Here is a 23,245-nt window from a genome sequence, read left to right on the forward strand (position 1 = left end):
TCACCTCTCAAAAATAACAGCAATCCCCTGCCCGGCAGACAGCCAAAACGTGGGATTGCTGTGTCTAGTCTTTATATGAATAGAGGCGTTCAGGACAAGGCGGAAAGCAGGCTTTTCTGGGTGGTGAGAAAACTCATCATCGCTTCCTGTACCTCCCACAGCAAGGCCTGGGCCTGGTTCTTATTATATTCATTCAGCGCGGAGATCCCCCGGCTCACAGATTTCTCCAGCCCGGCGCAGAGCTTCTGCGCCGCTGCCGGTAGGCCAGGCTCCAGTGCCCGGACAGCTTCAGTCCACTGCATATGAAGATCGCTGACCGCAGCGCTGTCCGCCGTTCCTCCTTGCCCGCTTAACTGCGAAGCGGACAGGCTGCTGAGCCCGCTAAGCAGCTTCCCGCTGGCGGCGAAGTAGCTGTCTACAGTCTCTGCCGATCCTGCAAAGGCGGTCTGCTCCACAGCAGGGAGCGAGACCTCCCTGACGTACAGCTCAATCCCCTGATTCTTGAGACCGCTGCTGAGCAGCTTGGCCTGTTCGCGGTCAGGCGACATGCCGGCGTACACCCGGTTGCCGTCCGCCGGATCCAGTCCGGCGGCAAGTCCGGCGGCAAGCAGTTCCTGCCTGGCCTGCTCCGCTCCCGCAGGAGTGCTGAACACACCGTACTGCAGCAGGTAGTAGGTCTGTGCTGCAACCTTCACTGGAATACGGTTCATCCCCGCATTCCCGCCTGCGTCCGGGGGCAGGACAGCACCAGTATCCGTCCCGCTCTGTACGGCTGGCGAAGTCACACTTGGAGTGTTATTGCCTCCCGTGAGGCTTCCACCACCAAACAAGGACAGCGCCGCATATCCAAGCAGGATGCCGGTTCCGAGAGCGCCGGCGATGGAAAGTGCGAGCTTCCACCAATAGGAAGGACGCCGGGCATGGTAGGAGCCGCCATAACTGCCTCCACGAAGCGGATTATCTTCATACTGCCCGTACTCAGTGGACCACTCCGGACCATGGCTGCGTTCTTCTGGCCAATCTTTATAGTCCTCTGCCGGAGCATGAGGATAACGCGGGGGCTGGTCCCATAGATCAGGCGGATGATCAGAGTGAAAGAAAAATGGTCTTGTATCCTCGCGTGTACTGATCCGGTCCTCCTGATCCTCCCGGTATAGCAGAGCGGGATCATACTCCTCCGGTTCCTTAGAGACCTCTTTGCGCGGGCTCTCTATGCCGGTGTCACCCGGGTAGCGCTGCTGAAGCAGCTCCACCTCCCGCCGCTGCCCTGCTTCCGCGTAGTCCCTGGCAGTGCCCAGCCCGGACCCTGACCTGCGGTTAAATGGCTCAGTCCTTGTATTCCCGGTATCCGCGTCAAACTTGAACGTCATTCTTCCGTTACTCAACGCTTTCACACCTCACTGTCGTCTATTCTACAAGCAATATATGATAGACGAGAGAAAGATATGCTATTTTAATATAATTACACGAGACTAAGCACTTTGGCTTTCACGTTCTTCACCTCATAATGATTAAGCAGCGTACGGTAAGCACGGTCAGAGATAAGGGAGGCAAGCTCAGGGGTCTGCAGCAGCATGACTGTCTGCTCGGCAATACCCCTGGCGGTCCCGGCCAGCAATATATTCCTTCCGTTCTCGCAGATTAATGCCTCTGCGCCCCGCGGGCTGGTTACCACTGGAGTCCGGAGCGCCCACGCTTCCAGAATCTTTTTCTGGCCTCCGCAGCCTTCATCCGGACACGCAATCACCGCTTTTGCCCGGCGTATGTATTCCCCGGCAAGGCTGGTATCCTCAATAATCTTCACGGAGGAGTCCGTCTTGGAGAGGGCCATAATTGTAGAATCAACAGCGCTGCCCACAATGTAGCATTGAACATCGGGGACCTCAGCCCGGATCAGCGGGTAAACCTTCTCATGGAATAATAAGGCGGCATTCCGGCCCTGTACCTTATGCATATCCCAGTGGAGCATGATCCCGTTCTCTTTGCAGACCGGCTCGTAGTGCTGATATTGCTGAAGATCCACAAAAGGCGGGACGACATGTACCTTGCTTGCATCGGCAAAGGAGAGCGCTTTAAATGACAGGGCATCCCGCTCGTTAGCCGTCAGCAGCAAGCCGGTCTTATTCATCAGCTTCCGCTCATCCCGCCTGGCCTTGATCTCATTCAGTTTGTGGTAGGGATACTTGATCTTACGCCGGACAGTTCCGCCCTTCTCCGCGGCCTTTCTCCAGGTCCGGTGGGCATCCGTAATAATGACCGCCTCAGGAAGCAGGGAAGAGATCATGTCAATACAGTTGTTGAGAAATCTGCGGGAAATGAATACATGACTGTAGGTATCCCGGCTGCAGAGCTGCCTGATCTCCGTCCGCAGATCTTTACTAATGTCTTCAAAGGCAGCTATGGAGCGCAGCTTGTCCAGCGGCCGCAGCAACGCACTGCGGGGAGCCGCTGCCTGCTCCACCCGGTGGACGGTAAGCGCGTGACCGGAATCCGCAACCCGCTCCCGCTCACACTCACAAAACTCGATGAGGTCGATATCAAATCTCTCCAATAGGATGTCAAGAAAACTTTCTGTCCGGTGTTCTTCTTCCTTACTGCATTCTTTCCGGGCTGATAGGAACAGCATTCTTTCTCTCATGGCTCTGTCTCCTTGGTTATCTATGAAAAAATCAAACGGGATGTCCAGACATATGCGCAGAAAAAAAGCAAGCGGATCACATCCCGCCGCTTTTTATGAAACTTTAGATGTAGATCAATAGTACCTTATTCCTATCCAAAAGATTGTCGATTTGTGGAAGAAAAAAATCTTTTTTTGAAATATGCAACCATTTAGACCAAACTAAGCAGCTTCTCCCGCACACTTCCTGCCTCATAATTGTCCAGCAGCGTCTCATAAGCACGGTCCGCCAGTACTATTCCGCGTTCGTGATCATGAAGAAGCTGAATCACACTGTCCGCAAAGGTTAGAGGATCATCAGCGATCAGTATGTTCCGCGAATGCTCATAGAGCAGGCCCTCCGCTCCTTTCGTGCTTGAGACTACAGGTGTTTTCAGCGCCCAGGCCTCCAGGATTTTCAGCCGGGTTCCGCTTCCTTCCCGCAAGGGAGCAATGACAACCTTCGCTTTGCGCACATAATCTGCAACACTGTCCACATAACCGGTGATCACTATCGAGGGGTCCTTTTCTGCCAGCGCGGCGACCTCCGGGTGTACATCCCGGCCCACAATATACCACTTGATCTCCGGCACCTTGGCCTTAATGAGCGGATAGATCTCGCGGTTGAAGTAGGAGGCTGCGTTAATATTCGGAAAGTAGTTCATATTACCCGGTAAAATGATCCAATTCTCTTTGGAGATGCCCGTATTTGCCGGATAATCTTCGATACGGATAAAGTTGGGGATCACATGGACTTTATGCGAATTTTGGCTGGATAGCGATTTGAACGCCAGGCCGTCCTGCTCCGAGGTGGTCAGCAGCAGATTCGTCTTGTCCATCAGCTTGAGCTCGTCCCTCTTCGTCCAACCCGCATTGAGGGAATAGAACAGCTTGGCAAGTCCCTTTTTCTTGGCTGCCAGCTGTGCGGACAAGCCGCTCTCGAAATTGTGGGCATCCGTGATGATCATGGTATCCGGCAATACCCCGCGCACAATGTCAATGCAGCTTCCCAGCAGGCTATGAGAAATAAAAACATGGCCGTAGCTGTTCTGGCGGCACAGCTCCCCGATCTTGCCGCGCATATCTACATCCGCATGGCTCATGTAGGAGCTGTTGCGCCTTTTATATAAGGAGCGGAGCATGGCTTTGCGGTAATTCACCGTTCGCTCGACCTCATGCACTGCAAGTCCCTGCACCTCACTTTTGTCATCTCCAGGTCTTGAATTACGGTAAGTAAGCAAATCCACATCATATTTGTCCAGCAAAATATTCAGGATATTGCCAGTTCTCAGCTTGCCTCCGCTATCCTGTGGAAAAGGATTCTCCGCAGATATGAATAGCAATTTCTCCCTCATTGTCTTCGTCTCCTAATCTCAAATGGTCTATATCTATGCTGCATCGTAAAGTGCATAGCATATATTACCCCAAACTTCATTAAGGTTTTGTCGTTTCATGTATTTTCCAAAAATAATTTTCATAAAATGTAATTCTACACCGTGTTCTTGTTCTAAAATAATAGAACGCATATCACATAAAAAGAAGAAATGGCACAGTACTCTTTAATGCAAAGAGTGCTGTGCCATTACTATGTGAATACTGTTAGTTTGCAGGCCCCGGCTCAGTGCTTCTTCAGTCCCTCTGCCAGTGCATACCCAACCTTCCAAATGTCTCCCGCGCCCATTGTAATCACAAGATCACCCGGAGCAATCCGGCCCTGCAAATCAGCTAGTACGGCCTCTTTGGTGGGCAGATGCCTTGCGTTGGCATTGCTGTTCTGCACGATTAATTCCACCAGCTTGGCAGAGCTGACACCCTCAATCTGCTTCTCGCCGGCAGGGGAATAAATGTCAGTCAGAATCACCTCATCGGCTTCACTGAAAGCACGGCTGAAGGCATCCAGCAGGAAAAAGGTCCGCGTATAGCGCTGCGGCTGGAACACGGCAATAATCCGTTTGCCTGTGGCCTTGGCTGCGCTGATCGTAGCCTGGATTTCTGTAGGATGATGTGCATAATCATCAATGACCAGAATATCATTAGCCTCCCCAAGCACTTGAAACCGCCGTTTTGCACCGTGGAATTTCACGATGGACTCCGCAATCGCCTGGAAGGGAATGCCGGCCTTCAGACAGGCAATGACTGCCGCCATTGAGTTATAGAGATTGTATTTGCCAGGGATGGACAGCTCGATACGTCCCAATACTGCACTGCCGAAGTTCATGGTGTAGGCAACCTGCCGGTCGCCAAGCACAATATCAGTTGCTGTGTAATCCGCAGAAGGCGAATGAATGCCGTAGGTGATTACGTTGCCTTTGACTTCAGGCAGAAGCGAGGCTGCCGTCTCATCATCCGCACATACAATTGCGGTGCCGTCCTCACGCATCTGATTCATGAACTGCACGTAGGCGGCCTTCAGGCGTCCAAAATCGCCTCCGTAATTCTCCAGGTGATCCGCTTCTATATTCGTCACAATCCCCAGCCAAGGATGGTACTGCAGGAAGGAGCCGTCGCTTTCATCCGCTTCGGCCACAACGAACTCCCCTTGTCCCGCCTTGGCATTCGTGCCGACATTCATAATTTCCCCGCCGATAATATACGTGGGGTCAACTCCGCAATCCTCCATAATCAGCGCAATCATGGAGGAGGTAGTGGTTTTGCCGTGAGCACCTGCAATCGCTACACCTTTGCGCTCATTGAGCAGCCGGGCAAGCATCTGAGAGCGGTGCAAGACCGGGATGTTGAGCCGCTCCGCTTCTACCCATTCCACATTATCACTTGCCAGAGCCGTAGAGTATACGACAAGGTCTGCGCCTTTGACCTGCTCAGCCGTATGTCCGATATACACCTTGGCTCCTTTGGCTATTAATTTCTCGGTCAATTCCTGAGCCGCCACATCGGAGCCCGTTACCGTATATCCCATTTCCAGCATTACCCGGGCAATCGCGCTCATGCCATAGCCGCCGATCCCTATAAAATGCACACGTTCAGTAGTATCCAACAGTTCGTCACCAGCCTTTTTCAGAATTGGGTTGCCGCAAAAGCGTACTGCGCACATCAGAAATCAGATACAGCGTTCCGGAGACGACCGCAAGGTCCTGCTCCGCTGTGATCGACTGCAGAAGCTGCAGCGCTTGGCCCCAATCATGTTCTACTTTGATTACCAAATTCTCTTTGGCATATTTCTCCCGCAGACGTTCTGCGATGGCCTGCAGATCTTCCGCGTCCATTTTCTTCCGGAAATCCGGTTCGGTCAGGATGAGCGTATCCACTATAGGCAGTATATGCTTGAAGTATGACTCATGATGCTTATTTGCCAGCATCCCCATGAGCAAATTTAATTTATCGTACTTGTAAAACTGAGGCAGGCTTTTGGCCAGACTCTCGGCACCTTCGGGATTATGCGCCCCGTCCAGCACAATCCGCGGAGATGTGCTCACTTCCTCCAGACGTCCCGCCCAAAAAGTGCTGCGGAAGCCTTCCAGCACATCCTCGTCCTCCAGTATAAAAGCCATATACTGGCGCAGGACCTCCAGCGCCATCATCGCCGCGGCGCTATTACTGAGCTGATGTTCGCCTTTCATGGCAATGCCAAGCTCAAGGGAACGGAAAGGGCCCTTGAAGGTGAAGGTCTGAAGACCATCGCGTACCACTGCGCTGCTGTAGCTGAAATCTTCTCCGGCAAGATAGAGTGTGGATTTGCTGGCAGCCGCTTTAGCCTTAAGCACCGCTATGGCCTCCGGCTGGCTTACACAGCTGACCGCCGGAACACCGGGCTTGATGATCCCGGCCTTCTCCCCTGCAATCTTCTCCAGCGTATCGCCCAGAACATCAGTATGATCGTGGCCGACATTTGTAATGATAGACACAATCGGGGTTACAATGTTGGTTACATCCAGCCTTCCCCCAAGACCAGTCTCCCATACGACAACATCGGGATAGCAGACTTCCGCATAATAGAGAATAGCCAGAGCAGTAGCAACCTCGAACATTGTAGGGGAGCCAAGCTCAGTTTGTGCCATCTCTTCAACCCGCGGATGCAGCTTGTTCGCAAGTTCAGTGAGGACATTCTCAGGGATGTCCTCTCCATTGTACTGAAAACGGTTCGTGAATTTGGTGATGTAAGGAGACGTAAAAGTCCCCACGCTGTACCCGCTTCTGATCAGCACACTGGTCAAAAAAGCGCAGGTCGAGCCTTTGCCGTTCGTACCCGCCACATGAATGAACTTGAGCTTGCGCTGGGGCTGGCCCAGCTTCTCCATCAGCCGTTCAATCCGTTCTAGCCCCGGGCGGATACCAAAAGGAATGAGGCCGTTAATCCAATCTACTGCTTCTGTATAAGAAGTTAAGGGAGCGGTTCCGCCGCTCCCGGTCCACTCGTCCATAGTCCCTTATCCCCTCAGCTCTGCGATGCGGGCCAGCACTTTTTCACGTTTGGCGGAATAATCCGCCTGCTTCGCCCGTTCCTCTTCGATGACTTTAGCCGGCGCTTTGGCAACAAAGCCCTGATTGCCAAGCTTCTTTTCAACACGCTCTACTTCGCTATTCAGTGTCTGCACTTCTTTTTCCAGACGGATAATTTCCTGCTCGATATCAATCAGCCCTGCCAGCGGCAGCAGCAGCTCTGCTCCGGTAATCACAGCGGACATCACCTTATCCGGCGTGTTCGGCTCAAGTCCGGCTTCGAAGGAGGAGGTGTTGCAGAAGCGCCCGATATAATTATCGTTCTTGGCAATGATGTTCAGGGTTTCTTCACTGGCGGCTTTGATAATCAGCTCCACCTTTTTGCTCATTGGAACATTGACTTCAGCGCGGACATTGCGGACCGCACGGATCACATCCATCAGCAGATTCATTTCCGCCACAGCCTGCGGCTGCTCCAGCGCGGCTTCATACTTCGGCCACTCGGCCAGCGTAATGGTGTCTCCCTCATGCGGCAGATGCTGCCAGATTTCCTCCGTTATAAACGGCATGAACGGATGAATCAGGCGCAGCGTACGGTCAAGCACATAGGCCAGCACCGATTGCGTCTTGGCTTTGGCAGCAGCGTCCTCTCCATACAGTGTAAGCTTGGAGAACTCGATGTACCAGTCGCACAGATCATCCCAAATGAAGTTGTACAGGAGGCGGCCTGTCTCACCATACTCGTACGCGTCAATTAGACGCGTAATATCGCGAGAAGTTTCGTTCAGGCGGTGTAAAATCCAGCGGTCTGCTGTCGAAAGCTCACCGGTAATGTCAATATCTGCAAAGCTTACATCCTCCAGATTCATCAGGGCAAAGCGTGAGGCATTCCATATTTTGTTGGCAAAATTACGCGCCTGCTCTACCTTCTCGATGCGGAACCGCAGGTCCTGCCCGGCCGTGATACCTGTTGAAATCATATAGCGCATAGCATCCGCGCCATACTGCTCGATAACATCCAGCGGATCAATCCCGTTGCCGAGCGACTTGGACATTTTGCGTCCTTCGGCGTCGCGGACCAGACCATGGATCAGCACATCGGAGAACGGCTTCTTCTCCGTAAATTCAAGTGCGCTGAAGATCATCCGCGCTACCCAGAAGTAGATAATATCGTATCCGGTAACCAGAACATTGTTCGGGTAATACCGCTGATAATCGCTGCTGTTCTCATCCGGCCAGCCCAACGTTGCAAACGGCCACAGGTTGGAGCTGAACCAGGTGTCCAGTACGTCCTCATCCTGTCTCAGGTCGTCAAGGCCGCTGATTCTGCGCGCTTCCTCTTCACTGTCTGCAACAAATACTTCCCCTGTAGATTCGGAGTACCAGGCCGGAATGCGGTGGCCCCACCACAGCTGGCGGGAGATACACCAGTCACGGATGTTCTCAATCCAGTTCAGATAGGTTTTCTCAAAGCGTTCCGGGACGAAGTTGACGCCGCTGCCGTCTTTTTGGGCGGCAATTGCCTTCTCCGCCAGAGGCTGCATCTTTACGAACCATTGGGTGGACAGATAAGGCTCGACTACAGCGCCGGAACGCTCGCTGTGTCCCACCTGGTGCACATGGTCTTCAATTGAGATCAGAACACCCTGTTCCTGAAGATCGGCGATGATATTCTTGCGGCATTCACTGCGGTCCTGGCCCTGATACGGACCGGCCTCCCCGTTCATGGTTCCGCTCTCGTCCATGACATTAATCTGCGGAAGATTGTGGCGCAGGCCTACTTCAAAGTCGTTCGGATCATGGGCCGGGGTGATCTTAACCGCACCGCTGCCGAAATCCTTCTCGACATATTCATCGGCAATAACCGGAATCTCGCGGCCGATGATCGGCAGGATCAGGGTTTTGCCGATCAGATCCTGATAACGCTCGTCCTCAGGATGCACCGCAACCGCCGTATCCCCCAGCATCGTTTCCGGACGCGTCGTGGCTACCGTAAGGAAGCCGCTGCCGTCCTTCAGCGGATAGCGCAGATGATACAGATGGCCGTTAACCTCTTTGTATTCAACCTCAATGTCCGACAAAGCTGTACGCGCAGCCGGGTCCCAGTTGATGATCCGCTTGCCGCGGTAGATCAGGCCCTTCTGGTACAATTCCACAAATACCTTGCGTACTGCCGCTGCCATCCCCTCATCAAAGGTAAACCGCTCGCGTGAATAGTCAAGGGACAGGCCCATCTTGGCCCACTGCTCATGAATAGTCTCGGCATACTGGTCCTTCCAGGCCCATACCTGCTCCAGGAATTTCTCGCGCCCCAGATCATGCCGGGAAATCCCCTGCTGGCGCAGCTTCTGCTCCACCTTCGTCTGGGTGGCAATGCCCGCGTGGTCGGTTCCCGGCAGCCAAAGGGTATCGAAACCCTGCATCCGCTTTGTGCGGATCAGAATATCCTGCAGCGTGAAATCGAGCGCATGCCCAATGTGCAGCATCCCCGTTACATTCGGCGGGGGGATGACAATACTATAAGGTTCTGCTTCCGGACGTTTGCCGGCTTCAAAGAATCCATGCTCCATCCAGTAAGCGTACCATTTCTGTTCTGCCGCCTTCGGATCATAGGTGGTCGGCATGTCGTTCTGTTTGCTGCCCGGCGTATCAGCCTGTACCTTATCCTGCATATCAGGCAGTTCAGCCGTTTTGTTCTTGTGATCAGCCATTGTTGAACCCTCCAATTGAATAGCATGTTATAAACACAAAAAGACCCTTCGTCTCAAAGGACGAAAGGTCATTCTTTCGCGGTACCACCTTTGTTTCGCGCTATACAAAATAAACCTCCGCCTCAGATCCATACGGTTCCAAAAGCTTAGCGCGACACTCATGCAGATAACGGCTGCGTCCGGCCACATCCTACCCTGGTTTTCATATGATGAATACAGGCTTAGAGGGGCGACTCCGGGGCGACTTCGGGGGCTGCATCCTGCGGAAGTTCACAGCAATTACAAATTCCGCTCTCTGAAGGGCTCACCGCCTACTCTTCCCGTTCCCAGTCTTTTGCTTTTACTTATTCCCATAATACATTTAGTACTATTGCTAGTCAACCAGCATACGCACAAGGAGCCGTATTTATACCATCCTTCAAGCGGACACTGCTTCTCCATGCTTTATTCCGGTACAAAACAAAAAAAAAGACCGGCCGCATCCGGCCGGACTTCTTATACCATCAGTCAGGGAATGTACAGGACCTGGCCTTCCTCCACGTTCTGTCCGGAGAGGCGGTTGTACATGACTAATTCTCTTGCGCTTAGCTGGTATTTCTCAGCAATCGTATCCAGCGTTTCTTCGCGTTGGACAATGCAGAGCCGGACTTTGCGGAACATCTCCGCACCGCCACGGCCTCCGATGAACCGGCTTTTCCATTCCGTATCATTGCCGGCATCCGGCGCTGCCGCCGGGACCGCAGGCTCCTGCTCATGGGCATGCTGATTCTCTTGTTCCCTGTGGGCCCTGCTGGAGCTGAGCAGAGTAGAGTAAGTGAGGGGCTCCCGTTCCTCAGCCTTCTCTTCTTTTTTGCTGCCGAGCGCAATCTTCAGATCGGGCTTCTCTTCGGGCGGCGGCTGGACATCAGGCGCCGCAAAAAGCTCATTCTCACTGGCTGGCAGGGTTTCCGCAGCTGCTTCAACAGGCGGATTTGCCGCGTTCTCCACAGCCTCCTCAATAGCTTGCGGCTCTTCCTTATGCACGGCATGAATTTCCGCTTCGGGCTCACTGGACTCCGCCCCCAGCGCTTCCGCGCTGCCTGAAATCCGGGCGGTTTCCGCAGGATTCAAGTCGTTTGCTGTGAGAAAGTGGCTGGCCACCGGTTCCTGGACCGCCTTATCCGCCTTCTGCGAGTGTGCGGTTGATTCAGCAGGAGCGTAGCCAAATGGAGAATCGAGACTGTGGGTCCGCACCTTGGGTTCCTTGTCCTTTTGCGGCGGCTGGGCAACTGCAGCAGGCCCGGTGTAAACCGCTTCATCCGGAAACAGCGGATTCACTGCAGAAGCCGTAGTTTCCTCAGAATGGGCATCCGCCTGCTCATGGGCAGTGATATCTGTTGCTCCTTCACCGTAGGTCCACAGTGAATTCTCATAGAGCGCCTCATTCTCATGCTCATGCTTGGCAGCCGGAGCTTCCTGTCTCTGCTCTGCCTCTTCAGCAGAATAAGCTACCGTGTATTCCTCCTGCTGCCAGGCCGGCTGGGTTTCACCGCTGCCGATTCCGCGCAGCGAAAGCACGCCGGTGATATTGACAGTGCGCATCGTAAGCAGGTCAATATCGAAATTCTCGATCTCCACCCCTATGTCATCAAGCGAGCTGACCCGTGTCAGCGGAACTGTGATTTCAACGGGAATCGCATGCTCCAGACGCTGGGTCCGGTCATCTTCTCCGCGGTAGAGCCCGGTAAGCAGCAGTTGGCCGTACAGCTCGGCACGATCCTCCCGCTGGATTACCTGAATGTCCGGGATCAGCTCAACCTCTTCCAGCTCAGCGATTCCCGGAAGTTCTGCAGGCAGATGAATGCGTTCATAAATATCAAACCGCAAGCCGTGGGACTGGTCAAACACGGGAAATGTCCTCCTTCTTGGCATAATCTAACCCTGAGACAAGCCCAGAGCATAAGCCCAAAATGTTACTCCCCTCATGTATATGCTTGAATCCCTAAGGCATGACAACTTTGGACGCAGCTTAAATGAGGGGATTGGGCGCTTATTCACCAATAACCATCTGGGCGTCGGGAATGCTGTAATTCTGTGGAAGTCCCTCCCGCAAGGCAAGGGCCAGCGGATTTCCCGGTATCATGTGCTCAAGCACATCGGCAGGATGAAAGGCATCAGGCAGCCTTGGAAACACTGCGCTCTTGCGGCAGCTTCTGTCTGAGATATAGCTGCGCCATCCCTGATGCATAGTAACCGCTTCGTGATACGCCATCAGTGTACCCGCTGCCATTCCATCCAGCGAACGGTTCTGCACAGCCCAGCTTCGCGCCTGCTTCCCGGTGCGCACGCGCAGCTCATCGTCTCCGAGCAGCTGTTCAAGCTGCTTCGCCAAAGCTGCGCAATCCTCCGGCGGAACGACAAATCCCGTCACACCCTGCTCCACCATTTCCGGCATTCCTGCCGTTCCGGCCACAATCGGCGCGATTCCGGCAAGCTGGGCCTCCGTCACCGAAAAAGGCTGTGTATCCTGCAGGCTGGGCTGCACATAAATGTCGGCAGCGGTAAGCGCCGCCGGAATATTGTCTATTTTGCCGGTAAAAAATACCCGATCCTCAATGCCCAGCACCCGCGCCTGCTCCTGCAATTCTTCCGTAAGACTGCCAATTCCGGCAATCGCACATACCCAGTCGCTGCGGCTGTGCTGCAGAATCCCCAGAGCGCCTATCAGCACATGCACCCCTTTGATATATTCAAGACGTCCGGCGTACATAATCACTTTGAGCCCGTCTCCGAACTTCAGCGGGGCAGGCATGGCCGCCTTGGCATCGTACTGCTTCACATCCATTCCATACGGCAGTGTACGAATCTCCGCTCTGCCTGCATCCTCCCGGTTCACCAGCTGCCCAATCCAGTTCGAAGAGACCAGAATCAGGTCGGAGGCTTGAACGCCCAGCCCCTCCAGGCGGCGGAAATACTGCCAGATGGCCCGTTTCTCATATTCTTTTCGGGTAAGCTCCGGTTCAATCCCCTTATATTCAAAGTAGGATTCGTATGCCAACGCCCCGTGAAAGCTTGCCACCAGCGGCTTCCGCACCTTCATAATCCGCCGGATGGCGTAGGCCGAGACCGGATCCTGCGCATGGATCACATCATACTTCTCCAGGCCGAGAACTGCGGCCCCACCTTCAAAGACATAACGGCCAAGCTCAAAGCTGAAAATCCCATGCTCCAGGTACAAATGAGGAAACCGGCTCATATCGAACTGAGGCAGCAGCGAGTTGTATAGGACTTTTTTATCAAAGGAAATTCCCTGATCCAGCAGGTAAAGCGTATGATCTTCCGCCCGGGAACCCATCAGCGTCACTTCATGACCTTGCTCACTCAGCTTGTCAGCCAACTGCTTCATATACGTCCAGATCCCGCCCATATTCGTAAGTCCCCAGTAGGTGACCAGCAGTATCTTCATCAACCTCTCACCCCGGCTCTGAAAAATAAAGTGAACAAAGTATTATATGAACAGAAGCCGTGTCCAGACATGGATAAATGATAAACTTTCCAAAATATCTTTTTATCACGACCCGAATTTTTCAGGTATAATCGGTATAACTCCTGAAAGGAAGTCACCTGTGATGTCCAAAGCAAGGTTATTTGACCTTTTTCTGTTTGCTGCCTCCCTGGGCATAGCCTTCGGCGCGAGGCACGCTGTGGTGCTGGACCCCGCTTACCTCAAAGCTCTGATTCTCTACTGGGCTTTCTCCAGTTTTTATTTTCAATTGCGCATTGTCACCCGAAGCGGCAACTCCACTATAGATTATGCGATCAGCTACACTTCATCTTTTGGTATATTCGCAGGACCTCTGGGCACTTTTTTGTTCGAGGTGCTCTACCGGTTCACTGTGTTTTTCTATAAAAAGAAAGCGAAAACCGCAGACCCCGGAGAATTCCTGGATACCTTTTACAATATCGGTTCCTTTACGCTAGGCGGTTCTGCCGGGTATTACCTGTACACTCTGCTCTATCCTTATGCCGCACAACTTCCGCTGGGCTACTGGCTGCTGTTTCTCCTTGTAGTCTGTGTGACGACGCTCCTGTCGTCGGGTTTCCTGGCGATTACCTGTGCCCTGTCCGGTGATATTACCACCCGCAAGGAGGCCATGAACCTGATGCTGCGCAGCAGAAATCTGCTGGATTTCAGTAAGGTGGCCCTGTCTAATGCCCTGCTCCTGCGCCTGCTGCAGATGGGGAAATGGGAAATGCTAATCGCGCTCTTCCTGCTGAACTACATCGTCAGTATCTCTTTTTATTCCAAATCGCAAAGTGCCCGGCATAAATTTGAACGGGACAAGTTCGAGCAGATGGCCTACCGTGACTTTTTGACCGGCACCTTCAACCGCGCCCACATGGACAAAATGATGAAGGAGCTGAACCACAGCGGGGAACATATCGGCATCGTCGTGGCAGACATCGACCGCTTCAAAAAAATCAACGATACCTATAACCACGCCGTCGGCGACCGGGTGATCACCCACTTTGCCCATACGCTGCAGGCCCACATGCAGGATGAGGATATTCTGTTCCGCAGCGGCGGCGAGGAATTCACCATGTTCCTGAGACATAAATCCTTCGAAGACTGCTGCACGCAGATTCAGGGAATTCTGCCCGCCATTGCCGGCCACAGCATCACCGCCGAGTATGAGGATCAGTGGATCGATGTTGTGTATACGGCTTCTTTTGGACTCTATTATTACCAAGCAGCCCCCGGACAGAAGACCTCTATGGAAAAAGCATATGTCTACGCCGACCAGCTGCTGCTGGAATCCAAAAAGCTTGGCCGCAACCGGCTTACGTATACAAATGAGCTGGAGGTATAGCGGGCAGGGGTGTATCTGCGGCCAAGCAGAAACGGCTGCGCTGTCCTTCACTGGGCAGCGCAGCCGTTTTGAAGTTTAAGAGGGGGGGCAGGAATACTGTAGTTCCGCCCGCCGGTGTGATCCCGTGCTTCCCCCGTCCTTTTGGGTCGGTCGAATGCGTATGAAGCGGGAGTGCGGGGGGAGTGGGGTGTGCGGCGGATTACGTTGGGAGTGCGGTGAAATTACGGCGGGACAGCGTAGCACAAGTGTCCAAGTGGAAAAAGTAAACTTAAATTGTACCACTCCCGCACTCCGATAGGTGCTAGTTGAAAAAATATAACTAATCTGGCCGATTCGCCCGCTTACAGCGGGATTCGCTTAAATTAAGTGTCCTAATTCCCGCTATTTCCACTTCACTTCCTACATAGAGTAGAAGAAAGGAGCATAAGCGGCGAGGCGTACCTGAATGAGCGACAGCTTTGCGCCGATGTCTCGGAATGCCCAGTATAAGCGACAGCTTTGCGCCGTGTTCCGGAATGCCAGCAGTAGCGACGGCTATGCGCCGTGTAGAATGAGCGTTCGCTGAGCCCCCAAGGCTGTAGCCGTTGCGGTCGTTGTTATCGTCGTCGCCGTTTGACATTGCCGCCTTTGTATCCGCTCCTACGTCTAAAGCTCAGCTGCGTTAAAGGTATCTCCGCCTTCAATAGTGCCGGAATTGAAGCCTTTGTAGAACCAGCGCTTGCGCTGCTCCGAAGTGCCGTGGGTGAAGCTGTCCGGCACCGCATATCCTTGCGCCTGCTTCTGGATCGTATCATCGCCGACCGCACTTGCGGCCGTCAGTGCCTCTTCCAGATCGCCCTCCTCCAGCAGATTCATCCCCTGGGCGTGTTTGGCCCAGACACCGGCCAGATAATCGGCCTGAAGCTCAAAGCGTACCTGGTATTTGTTGTATTCAGTTTCGCTCAGGCTCTGGCGGAGCGAATCCAGTTTCTTAGTGGTGCCGAGCAGTGTCTGCACGTGATGCCCCACCTCGTGGGCAACGACATAGGCCATGGCGAAATCACCCGGAGCCTGGAACCGCTGCTGCAGCTCGTCATAAAAGCTGAGATCGATGTACAGCTTGGCATCACCCGGACAATAAAACGGTCCCACCGCCGACGTTGCCGTCCCGCAGGCCGAATCCACACTGCCGGTGTAGAGCACAAGCGCCGGGTCTTGATAGGTCATCCCTTCTTCCTGAAAAACCTCAGACCACACCTCCTCCGTATCCGCAAGCACAACGGATACAAAGTCGGCCAGTTCCTTCTCCTGTGCTGTCTGCTCGTAAGGCGCCGAGGAATTGGTGCCGCCGGACGTGATGCCTCCAAGAACATCTCCAATATTCCCGCCGCTCAGCAGCGTGACAATTACCACAATAATAATTCCGCTTATTCCGCCGCCGATTAGCTTCCCGCCGCCGCCCATGCCCCGGCGGTCCTCCACATTCGAGCTGCCTCTTCTTCCCTGCCACTTCATGTGCAACCCCCCAGTCATATTTACAACTTAATTATCATGTACTAATGCTAATAATCCCAAGCCGCCAATTATCATTCCAGGCAACCGCAGCCCTATTCTATTACTGCCATTGCCGCCAGCAGATTGTCCCAAATTAGCCGAAAAACAATCTGGTGTACTTAGGACAGCAGAACCCGTGGAACAGCTTATTTGGAGCTAAATACCAATGATCAAGTACACCAAAGGGAGCAAATGCCGTCTACCGCTTGCAATGAGCAATCTATTGCACAAAGCGCAATGACTCAGGTGATCCGCAGCAAAACAATTTAAACAATCTATTAGTCTTATACCCAAAATTCCTCAGCTTGCTTGTCACCACAGCATCCAGTTTCTTACAAGCTCTTGGTTAAGCCTGCCGTCCGGCACAACTGCCTATGTGTTCCTATACTTTATAGTGTCACCTTTACGAGCTGGCGGGAATATACTGTTTCATTGCGTTATTGAAGGAATTGAACTCCCTATGAGAAAGGATGCGATAACATGACCAGCAATGATCCGGTGTACCACACTCTGAAAATGATGGAACAAGAGCAAAAACCAGAGTTCCGGCAAATAGGTATGGACCCCAGAGATTTCAGGACGGTGCTTAAGCATATTCATGAGGCAGGTTATGCGGACGCTAGCGGGCTGACCCCAGCGGGCCAAGAGTATATCCAAGCCTATGAACGCAGGCTTCGGCCCACTCCGCGCGTGACCCGGCGGGATCTGGCATAATCCGGCGCCTAAGGAGGATTCAATAACTCCTGGCGACAGCTTTTTTTAAGCAGGGGCTGGGCTTCAACGCACGTTTCCTTTGTTTACTGTCCTTGCACATTCCATAACAACAAGAGCCCCACAAGGATGCGCTGCGGCACAGCCTTGCGGGGCCCTTATTTACATATAAAACTCATCACGCCTGCGGCTCTCCTCCCAGTTGCTTACGCAAACGCAGCAGATCCTCCGGCCACGGGTCTGCCACTTCAAGCGGTTCCCTGGTCCATGGATGGCTGAACGCCAGCAGCACGCCATGCAATGCCTGGCGGTCCGGACCACTGGAACCGGCCGAACCGGACCTGGCAGGTAAGGACCTGATCCCGCCGGGGCTCTCCTGATCCAAGCGTCCTAAGCCCGTACTCCAGGCGGACTCACTAATCGTAGGGCCGCTGGAAAGAGAACGCTGGAACGCAGCACTCCACGGCGGACCGCCGTATAGGGCGTCCCCGTACAACGGATGGCCCAGATGGCTGAGATGGACGCGGATCTGGTGCGTCCGCCCGGTCTCCAGCTGCACCTTCAGCACGGTGCCGCCTCGCAGAACCTCGCGGCCCATAATCCGCGTTACCGCAGCCTGCCCGCCCGGCGAGACCCGCCGGCGTGCCGCATGATGGCGGTCGCGGCCAATGGGCGCATCGATCACCTTCAGCTCGGGCGGCACAATGCCTTCCACGACCGCGGCATACAGCCGTGAGACGGCTTTGGCTCGCATATCCTCGTCGAGTGCGAGCTGGGCATACTCATTCTTCGCGTACAGTACCGGACCTGTCGTATCCTTGTCCAGGCGGTGGATATGGCGAACAGCGATTCCACCGCCGGATGCTGCAAAATGGGCAGCAACTACATGATCCAGCGTAACCTCCGTCCCGCTGCCATCCGGATGCACCGCCATGCCCGCAGGCTTATGGACAACGAGACAGAAATCATCCTCGAACAGCACTTCAAGCTCCTGCCATGCCGGCTCGATGCCAGCCTCACGGTAAGGAAACAGCGCCAGCCGCAGCCGGTCTCCCTTCCACTGGATACCGCCCTCCCGGCGCAGACGCGCATGGAGCTTAGCAGGCATGCCTGCGGTGTCCAACAGCCACTTGTCAATGGCCGCTTCCGGCTCTGCGGCGGAGGTAATCACCCGGCCGGGCATAACCTCCAGCCACTCCCCACGGCGGGTCCAGGCCCCGCCTCCTGTCGCGGACAACGGCTCCTTCGCAGCCGTCACAGGGATTTCAACGCCTGGTAATGGGCCTCCAGCGTATCATCTATATCCTGCTCGCTGTGTGCGGCAGAAACGAACATGCCTTCAAACTGGGAAGGCGGGACGCTGATGCCTTGGTCAAGCATTTTACCGAAGTACGCGCGGAAGTGGTTCAGGTTGCTGGCTTTGGCCGTATCGTAATTGGTCACCGGACCTTCGGTGAAGAATGGGCAGACCATAGAGCCCACCCGGTTGATGGTCAGCGGAATACCCGTATCAGCCGCATTGCGCTGAAGTCCTGCCTCCAGGCGCGCCCCGAGGGTTTCCAGACGGTCGTACACTTCAGGGGTCAGGAGATTCAGCGTGGTCAGCCCCGCGGCCATCGCCAGCGGATTGCCGCTGAGTGTTCCGGCCTGATAGATCGGCCCAGTTGGGGCAATCTGCTCCATAATCTCTCTTTTGCCGCCATAGGCACCTACCGGAAGACCGCCGCCGATCACTTTGCCGAAGCAGGTCAGGTCCGGCTCCATGCCGAATAGCCCTTGGGCACAGCCCCGGTTCACCCGGAACCCGGTCATCACCTCGTCAAAAATGAGCAGTGCGCCATAGCCTGTAGTCACCTTGCGCAGACCCTCCAGAAATCCCGGCAGCGGCGGTACAACGCCCATATTCCCGGCAATCGGCTCAACAATCACAGCGGCGATCTCGTTGCCGTAGCGTTCGAAGGCGATTTTAACCCCTTCCAGATCATTGTAAGGCACAGTAATCGTATTTACGGCCACACCCTCAGGCACGCCGGGACTATCCGGCAGTCCGAGAGTTGCCACGCCCGACCCCGCTTTGATCAGCAGACTGTCGGCATGGCCGTGGTAGGAGCCTTCGAACTTGAGGATTCTGCTGCGTCCGGTATACCCCCGGGCCAGGCGGATTGCACTCATCGTAGCTTCTGTACCGGAATTAACCATGCGCACGATATCCACCGAATGAACGCGGCCGACGACGGTTTTGGCCATTTCGGATTCCAGCAGTGTCGGTGCGCCGAAGCTTGTCCCTTTGACGGCCGTCTCCTGCAGTGCCTTAACCACCTCGGGGTGGGCATGGCCCATAATCAGCGGACCCCACGAGCAGACATAGTCGATAAAGCTGTTGCCGTCAATATCGTAAATGCGCGAACCCGCGCCATGATCCACGTAGACTGGTGTCAAACCCACGGATTTGAACGCCCGGACCGGACTGTTCACCCCGCCGGGGATATACTGCTTTGCTTCTTCAAAAGCCTTCCGGGAAGCCTCTTCCCGCCGTGCCAAAGGCAAATTGCTCATGGTCAACACTCCTGTTCTATTCGTATGGTCGGCTTGTGCCTGCAATGTTAAACCGGAGCTGGCAAAGCCTTCTCCGGCTCTATCATAGCTGATGCTCACCAGTTCAGAAACATGCTCCAACTTCTGCCTTGTCGGCATTCAGCCGTTTATCCGCGCAGCCAGCGGGCTGCATCCTTGGCAAAATAGGTAATAATAATGTCCGCTCCGGCGCGCTTCATCCCGGTCAGCATCTCCAGCACGACAGCCTTTTCGTCGATCCAGCCCTGCAGCGCTGCCGCTTTGACCATCGAATATTCGCCGCTCACATTATAGGCAACCAGCGGCAGATCAAATTGGTCACGGATCGTACGGATGACATCCAGATAGGCCAGCGCCGGTTTTACCATCAGCATATCCGCACCTTCCAGCACATCGGAATCCGCTTCACGGATGGCTTCGCGCAGGTTGGCCGGGTCCATCTGGTAGGTTTTGCGGTTTCCGAACTGTGGTGCGGAGTCGGCGGCTTCACGGAACGGGCCGTAGAAGGCCGATGCATATTTTACCGAATACGACATGATCGGCACATGCTCAAATCCGTTCTCATCCAATCCGGCGCGGATCGCATGCACGAATCCGTCCATCATATTCGATGGGGCGATAATATCGGCTCCCGCCCGGGCCTGCGATACCGCCGTACGAGTCAAGAGGTCAAGCGAAGCATCATTGATCACATCGCCGTGCACTACACCGTCCACCGTATGGGTATGAACCATGCCGCAATGGCCGTGATCCGTAAATTCACACAGACAGGTATCCGCAACGACGAGCAGCTCGGGGTACCATTTTTTGATCAACCGTGTGGCTTCCTGCACGATGCCATCCTCAGCGAATGCAGAGGAGCCGACCGCATCCTTGGTTTCGGGAATTCCGAACAACAGCACGGCCGGAATGCCCAGCGCTGCGATCTCGTCCACTTCCGCCTTCAGCGTATCCAGCGAAAAATGGTACACGCCCGGCATCGAGCTGATCTCATTTTTCACCCCTGCTCCATAGGTCACAAATATCGGCTGGATGAAATCCAGCGTATTCAGAATTGTCTCCCGCACCATACCGCGGATTCCGGCTGTCCCGCGCAGGCGGCGGTGTCTTGTAATTGGAAAACCCATCAATTCTTCCTCCTGTACAGTAAATATATAAACACAAACCGGGTGATGCACAAAATAACAATCTATCTCAATCCGTCATGACAAAACCCAATCTATTTCAGCCTCGTGCTTTCGTTCCAGCGGCACAGTTCCTGTACCAACCCTTCTATCGTTGCTTCCCCGGGAAGAAGACCCGGTGTCAGCCCCGCCTCTACAGCGGTTTGTTCGGTCACCGGACCGATACAGGCAATCTTGACGCCCGCCAGCAGCGGAAGCGGATCTTCCAGCCCCATGCGCTGCAGAATGCTGATGAAATTGCGCACCGTCGAAGAACTGGTAAAAGTCACCGCATGAATCCGCTTCTCTTCCAGCAGCTTCAGCAGCTCTATATCGTCCTCACCGGTCACCACAGTCTCATAGGTATCGACCTCAGTCACTTCAAGGCCAAGCTCCCGCAGCTTGTCCGCCAGCCACTCGCGCGCCAGGTCGCCGCGCGGGAGCAGCACCTTCTGCCCCGGCTGCAGCCTTGGCCCGAAGGCTTCAAGCAACCCTTCTGCCTGGAAGTGTCCAGGCAGCTCCTCGGCCATCAGCCCGCGCTGCGCCAGCGCCGCGGCTGTGGCCGGACCTACCGCGCCGATACAGGCGCGGTGCAGCCCCCGGATGTCCACCTTCAGCTCCGCCAGGTGGCGCCAAAAAAACTCCACGCCGTTCACGCTCGTGAAGAATACGTAATCGTATTCTTCCAGCGCCGCCAGTGCGGCGGAAATGCCTGCCCTCTGCCCGGCGCCTTCGGGCATCCTCGTCTCAATGACCGGGAACTCGTAAGGCTCGCCGCCGAGCTCCTCAATCCGGTTCACCAGCTCGCTCGCCTGGCTGCGGGCCCGTGTAACCACAATGCGCTTGCCGAACAGCGGCAGCGCCTCTGCCCACATGAGCTGCTCGCGCTGCAGCACGACCTCGCCGACGACGATGACCGCCGGCGACTGGAAATCCGCCGCTTTCACCTTCGCCTCAATGTCGGCCAGCGTGCCCGTCAGCGTCTCCTGATCCGCGCGGGTCCCCCAGCGGACCAGTGCCACCGGCGTCTCCGGCGGACGCCCATGCTTGATCAACTGGGCGCTGATGTAGCCGATCTTGGCGACGCCCATAAGGAATATCAGCGTCCCGGTTGCATTCGTCACTTTATCCCAGTGAATGGAATGATCGAGCTTATCAGGACTTTCATGTCCTGTAATGATTGATAGCGACGAGGCCATATCCCGGTGCGTCACCGGAATACCGGCATACGCCGGGACACTGATCGCCGAGGTAACACCCGGCACAATCTCATATAAAATGCCATGTCTGCGCAGCAGCTCTGCTTCTTCACCCACACGGCCAAAAATCGTCGGGTCCCCGCCCTTCAGCCGCACTACCGTCTTTCCCTCCAGCGCTAAATCTACAAGCAGCTGGTTGATTTCCTCCTGCTTCATCGTGTGGCGGTCCGGAAGCTTGCCCACGTATATTTTTTGCCCGCCGGGCTTCATCCATTTCAGCAGCCGCGGACTGGCCAGCCGGTCGTAGACCAGCACATCCGCTTTTTGGACACATTCCTGCCCTTTGACCGTAATCAGCTTCGCATCCCCAGGCCCGGCACCTACCAGATAAACCTTCCCCGTCATTTCCCTCATCCCCTTGCATCCGCCAAAATCTGTTCTGCACCTCTGGCAATAAGCTTCCGCGCAACCTCTTCACCCAGCCGCACCGGATCATGCCCGCTGCAGGTTTCCTTCAGTACGACCGAGCCGTCCGGAGTTCCTACCATTCCTGTCAAGGTAATCCGCTTGGGGGAGGCAGATTCCGCAGCTTCCGCATCCAATACCGCAAAAGCACCAATCGGCACCTGGCAGCCCCCGTTCAGCGCCCCGAGAAAAGTCCGCTCCGCCGCCACCGTCAGCGCCGTCTGTTCGTCATTATATAACGCCAGCAGCTTTCGCAGCTCGTCGTCATCGGCCCGGCACTCAATCCCGAGTGCCCCTTGCCCAACAGCGGGCAGACAGACCTCCGGCGGCAAATATGCCGTCACCCGGTCCTCCCAGCCCATCCGCGATAATCCTGCTGCCGCCAGGAGGATCGCGTCGAATTCACCGCTCTCCAGCTTGCGCAGCCGCGAGTCGATATTGCCGCGCACCGGCTCGATCTTCAGATCAGGCCGCAGCGCAGCAAGCTGACTCGAGCGGCGCAGGCTGCTTGTGCCAACGCGCGCCCCTTGCGGCAGCTCTTCGAGCGGAAGTCCGCCGCCCGAAATCAGACAATCCCGGGGGTCCACTCGTTTTGGAACCGCACCGTTCATCAAGCCCTCCGGCAATTCGGAGGGCATATCCTTCATACTATGTACAGCCATGTCAATTTCATGGGCCAGCATCGCCTGCTCGATTTCCTTCACAAACAATCCCTTGCCGCCCACCTTGGACAGCGTTACATCGAGAATCCGGTCACCCTTGGTAACAATCTTGTGCACCTCAAAAGTAAACCCAAACCCATGCTCCCCACTCAGCCGCTCCAGATCCGCAATCACCTGCCCCGTCTGCGTGAGCGCCAACGCACTTTGTCTGCTGCCTACAATAATCTTCCTCATCCTTCACCCCTCCTTGGTAACCTTCCCTGGCCCCCTGCAGCTGAAATAACGGCAGTTCTGCCGTTGTTTCACGCGCGCTGGCCGTTTGC

Annotated in this window: 16 protein-coding genes; 2 read left to right on the forward strand and 14 right to left on the reverse strand. The window is 54.9% G+C overall.

The features are described from left to right. Positions 1-89: 89 nt before the first annotated feature. The 8 genes from BLQ82_RS18565 to BLQ82_RS18600 form a co-directional block, all read right to left on the reverse strand. Complete coding sequence (locus tag BLQ82_RS18565) at positions 90-1,385, reverse strand: SPOR domain-containing protein (protein WP_074648382.1); 1,296 nt, start codon at positions 1,383-1,385, stop codon at positions 90-92. Between the two features lie 77 nt (positions 1,386-1,462). After that, the gene (locus BLQ82_RS18570; RefSeq protein WP_062521314.1) at positions 1,463-2,638 is read right to left on the reverse strand and encodes a glycosyltransferase; all 1,176 of its coding nucleotides are present in this window, start codon (positions 2,636-2,638) and stop codon (positions 1,463-1,465) included. A 191-nt stretch (positions 2,639-2,829) separates the two neighbouring features. Beyond that, positions 2,830-4,011, reverse strand: coding sequence for a glycosyltransferase family 4 protein (locus tag BLQ82_RS18575; RefSeq protein ID WP_062521316.1), 1,182 nt, complete (start codon positions 4,009-4,011; stop codon positions 2,830-2,832). A gap of 263 nt (positions 4,012-4,274) precedes the next feature. Beyond that, positions 4,275-5,651, reverse strand: coding sequence for a UDP-N-acetylmuramate--L-alanine ligase (gene murC, locus BLQ82_RS18580; RefSeq protein WP_062521318.1), 1,377 nt, complete (start codon positions 5,649-5,651; stop codon positions 4,275-4,277). Positions 5,652-5,658: 7 nt separating this feature from the next. After that, positions 5,659-7,035 carry a bifunctional folylpolyglutamate synthase/dihydrofolate synthase gene (locus tag BLQ82_RS18585; RefSeq protein WP_062521320.1) on the reverse strand — a complete coding sequence of 459 codons (1,377 nt, stop codon included), beginning with the start codon at positions 7,033-7,035 and terminating at the stop codon, positions 5,659-5,661. 6 nt (positions 7,036-7,041) lie between these two features. Beyond that, a complete protein-coding gene (locus tag BLQ82_RS18590; RefSeq protein ID WP_062521406.1) occupies positions 7,042-9,726 on the reverse strand; it encodes a valine--tRNA ligase in 2,685 nt (894 codons plus the stop codon). A gap of 546 nt (positions 9,727-10,272) precedes the next feature. Beyond that, complete coding sequence (locus BLQ82_RS18595; protein WP_062521322.1) at positions 10,273-11,652, reverse strand: LysM peptidoglycan-binding domain-containing protein; 1,380 nt, start codon at positions 11,650-11,652, stop codon at positions 10,273-10,275. A gap of 142 nt (positions 11,653-11,794) precedes the next feature. Beyond that, positions 11,795-13,210, reverse strand: a complete 1,416-nt coding sequence (locus BLQ82_RS18600) for a glycosyltransferase family 4 protein (RefSeq protein ID WP_062521324.1) — start codon at positions 13,208-13,210, stop codon at positions 11,795-11,797. A 163-nt stretch (positions 13,211-13,373) separates the two neighbouring features. On the opposite strand from BLQ82_RS18600, the gene BLQ82_RS18605 reads away from it, so the two are divergent. Beyond that, complete coding sequence (locus BLQ82_RS18605; protein WP_062521326.1) at positions 13,374-14,615, forward strand: GGDEF domain-containing protein; 1,242 nt, start codon at positions 13,374-13,376, stop codon at positions 14,613-14,615. 645 nt (positions 14,616-15,260) lie between these two features. Here BLQ82_RS18605 and ypfJ read toward each other — a convergent pair. Then, complete coding sequence (gene ypfJ, locus BLQ82_RS18610) at positions 15,261-16,109, reverse strand: KPN_02809 family neutral zinc metallopeptidase (protein ID WP_062521328.1); 849 nt, start codon at positions 16,107-16,109, stop codon at positions 15,261-15,263. Between the two features lie 519 nt (positions 16,110-16,628). Between ypfJ and BLQ82_RS18615 the strand changes: the two genes are divergently transcribed. Beyond that, a complete protein-coding gene (locus tag BLQ82_RS18615; protein WP_062521329.1) occupies positions 16,629-16,862 on the forward strand; it encodes a hypothetical protein in 234 nt (77 codons plus the stop codon). A 175-nt stretch (positions 16,863-17,037) separates the two neighbouring features. Here the strand turns inward: BLQ82_RS18615 and BLQ82_RS18620 are convergent, their stop codons facing one another. The 5 genes from BLQ82_RS18620 to hemC form a co-directional block, all read right to left on the reverse strand. Next, complete coding sequence (locus BLQ82_RS18620; RefSeq protein ID WP_062521412.1) at positions 17,038-18,042, reverse strand: RluA family pseudouridine synthase; 1,005 nt, start codon at positions 18,040-18,042, stop codon at positions 17,038-17,040. Between the two features lie 71 nt (positions 18,043-18,113). Beyond that, positions 18,114-19,415 carry a glutamate-1-semialdehyde 2,1-aminomutase gene (hemL, locus tag BLQ82_RS18625; RefSeq protein WP_062521407.1) on the reverse strand — a complete coding sequence of 434 codons (1,302 nt, stop codon included), beginning with the start codon at positions 19,413-19,415 and terminating at the stop codon, positions 18,114-18,116. 146 nt (positions 19,416-19,561) lie between these two features. Then, a complete protein-coding gene (hemB, locus tag BLQ82_RS18630) occupies positions 19,562-20,560 on the reverse strand; it encodes a porphobilinogen synthase (RefSeq protein WP_062521331.1) in 999 nt (332 codons plus the stop codon). A 92-nt stretch (positions 20,561-20,652) separates the two neighbouring features. Further along, positions 20,653-22,200 carry a uroporphyrinogen-III C-methyltransferase gene (gene cobA, locus BLQ82_RS18635; protein WP_062521333.1) on the reverse strand — a complete coding sequence of 516 codons (1,548 nt, stop codon included), beginning with the start codon at positions 22,198-22,200 and terminating at the stop codon, positions 20,653-20,655. A 5-nt stretch (positions 22,201-22,205) separates the two neighbouring features. Further along, positions 22,206-23,156, reverse strand: coding sequence for a hydroxymethylbilane synthase (hemC, locus tag BLQ82_RS18640; protein ID WP_062521335.1), 951 nt, complete (start codon positions 23,154-23,156; stop codon positions 22,206-22,208). Between the last annotated feature and the right edge of the window lie 89 nt (positions 23,157-23,245).

Origin of the sequence: Paenibacillus jilunlii, from assembly GCF_900102965.1 — a bacterium.
GTDB classification, from domain to species: Bacteria; Bacillota; Bacilli; order Paenibacillales; family Paenibacillaceae; genus Paenibacillus_AQ; species Paenibacillus_AQ jilunlii.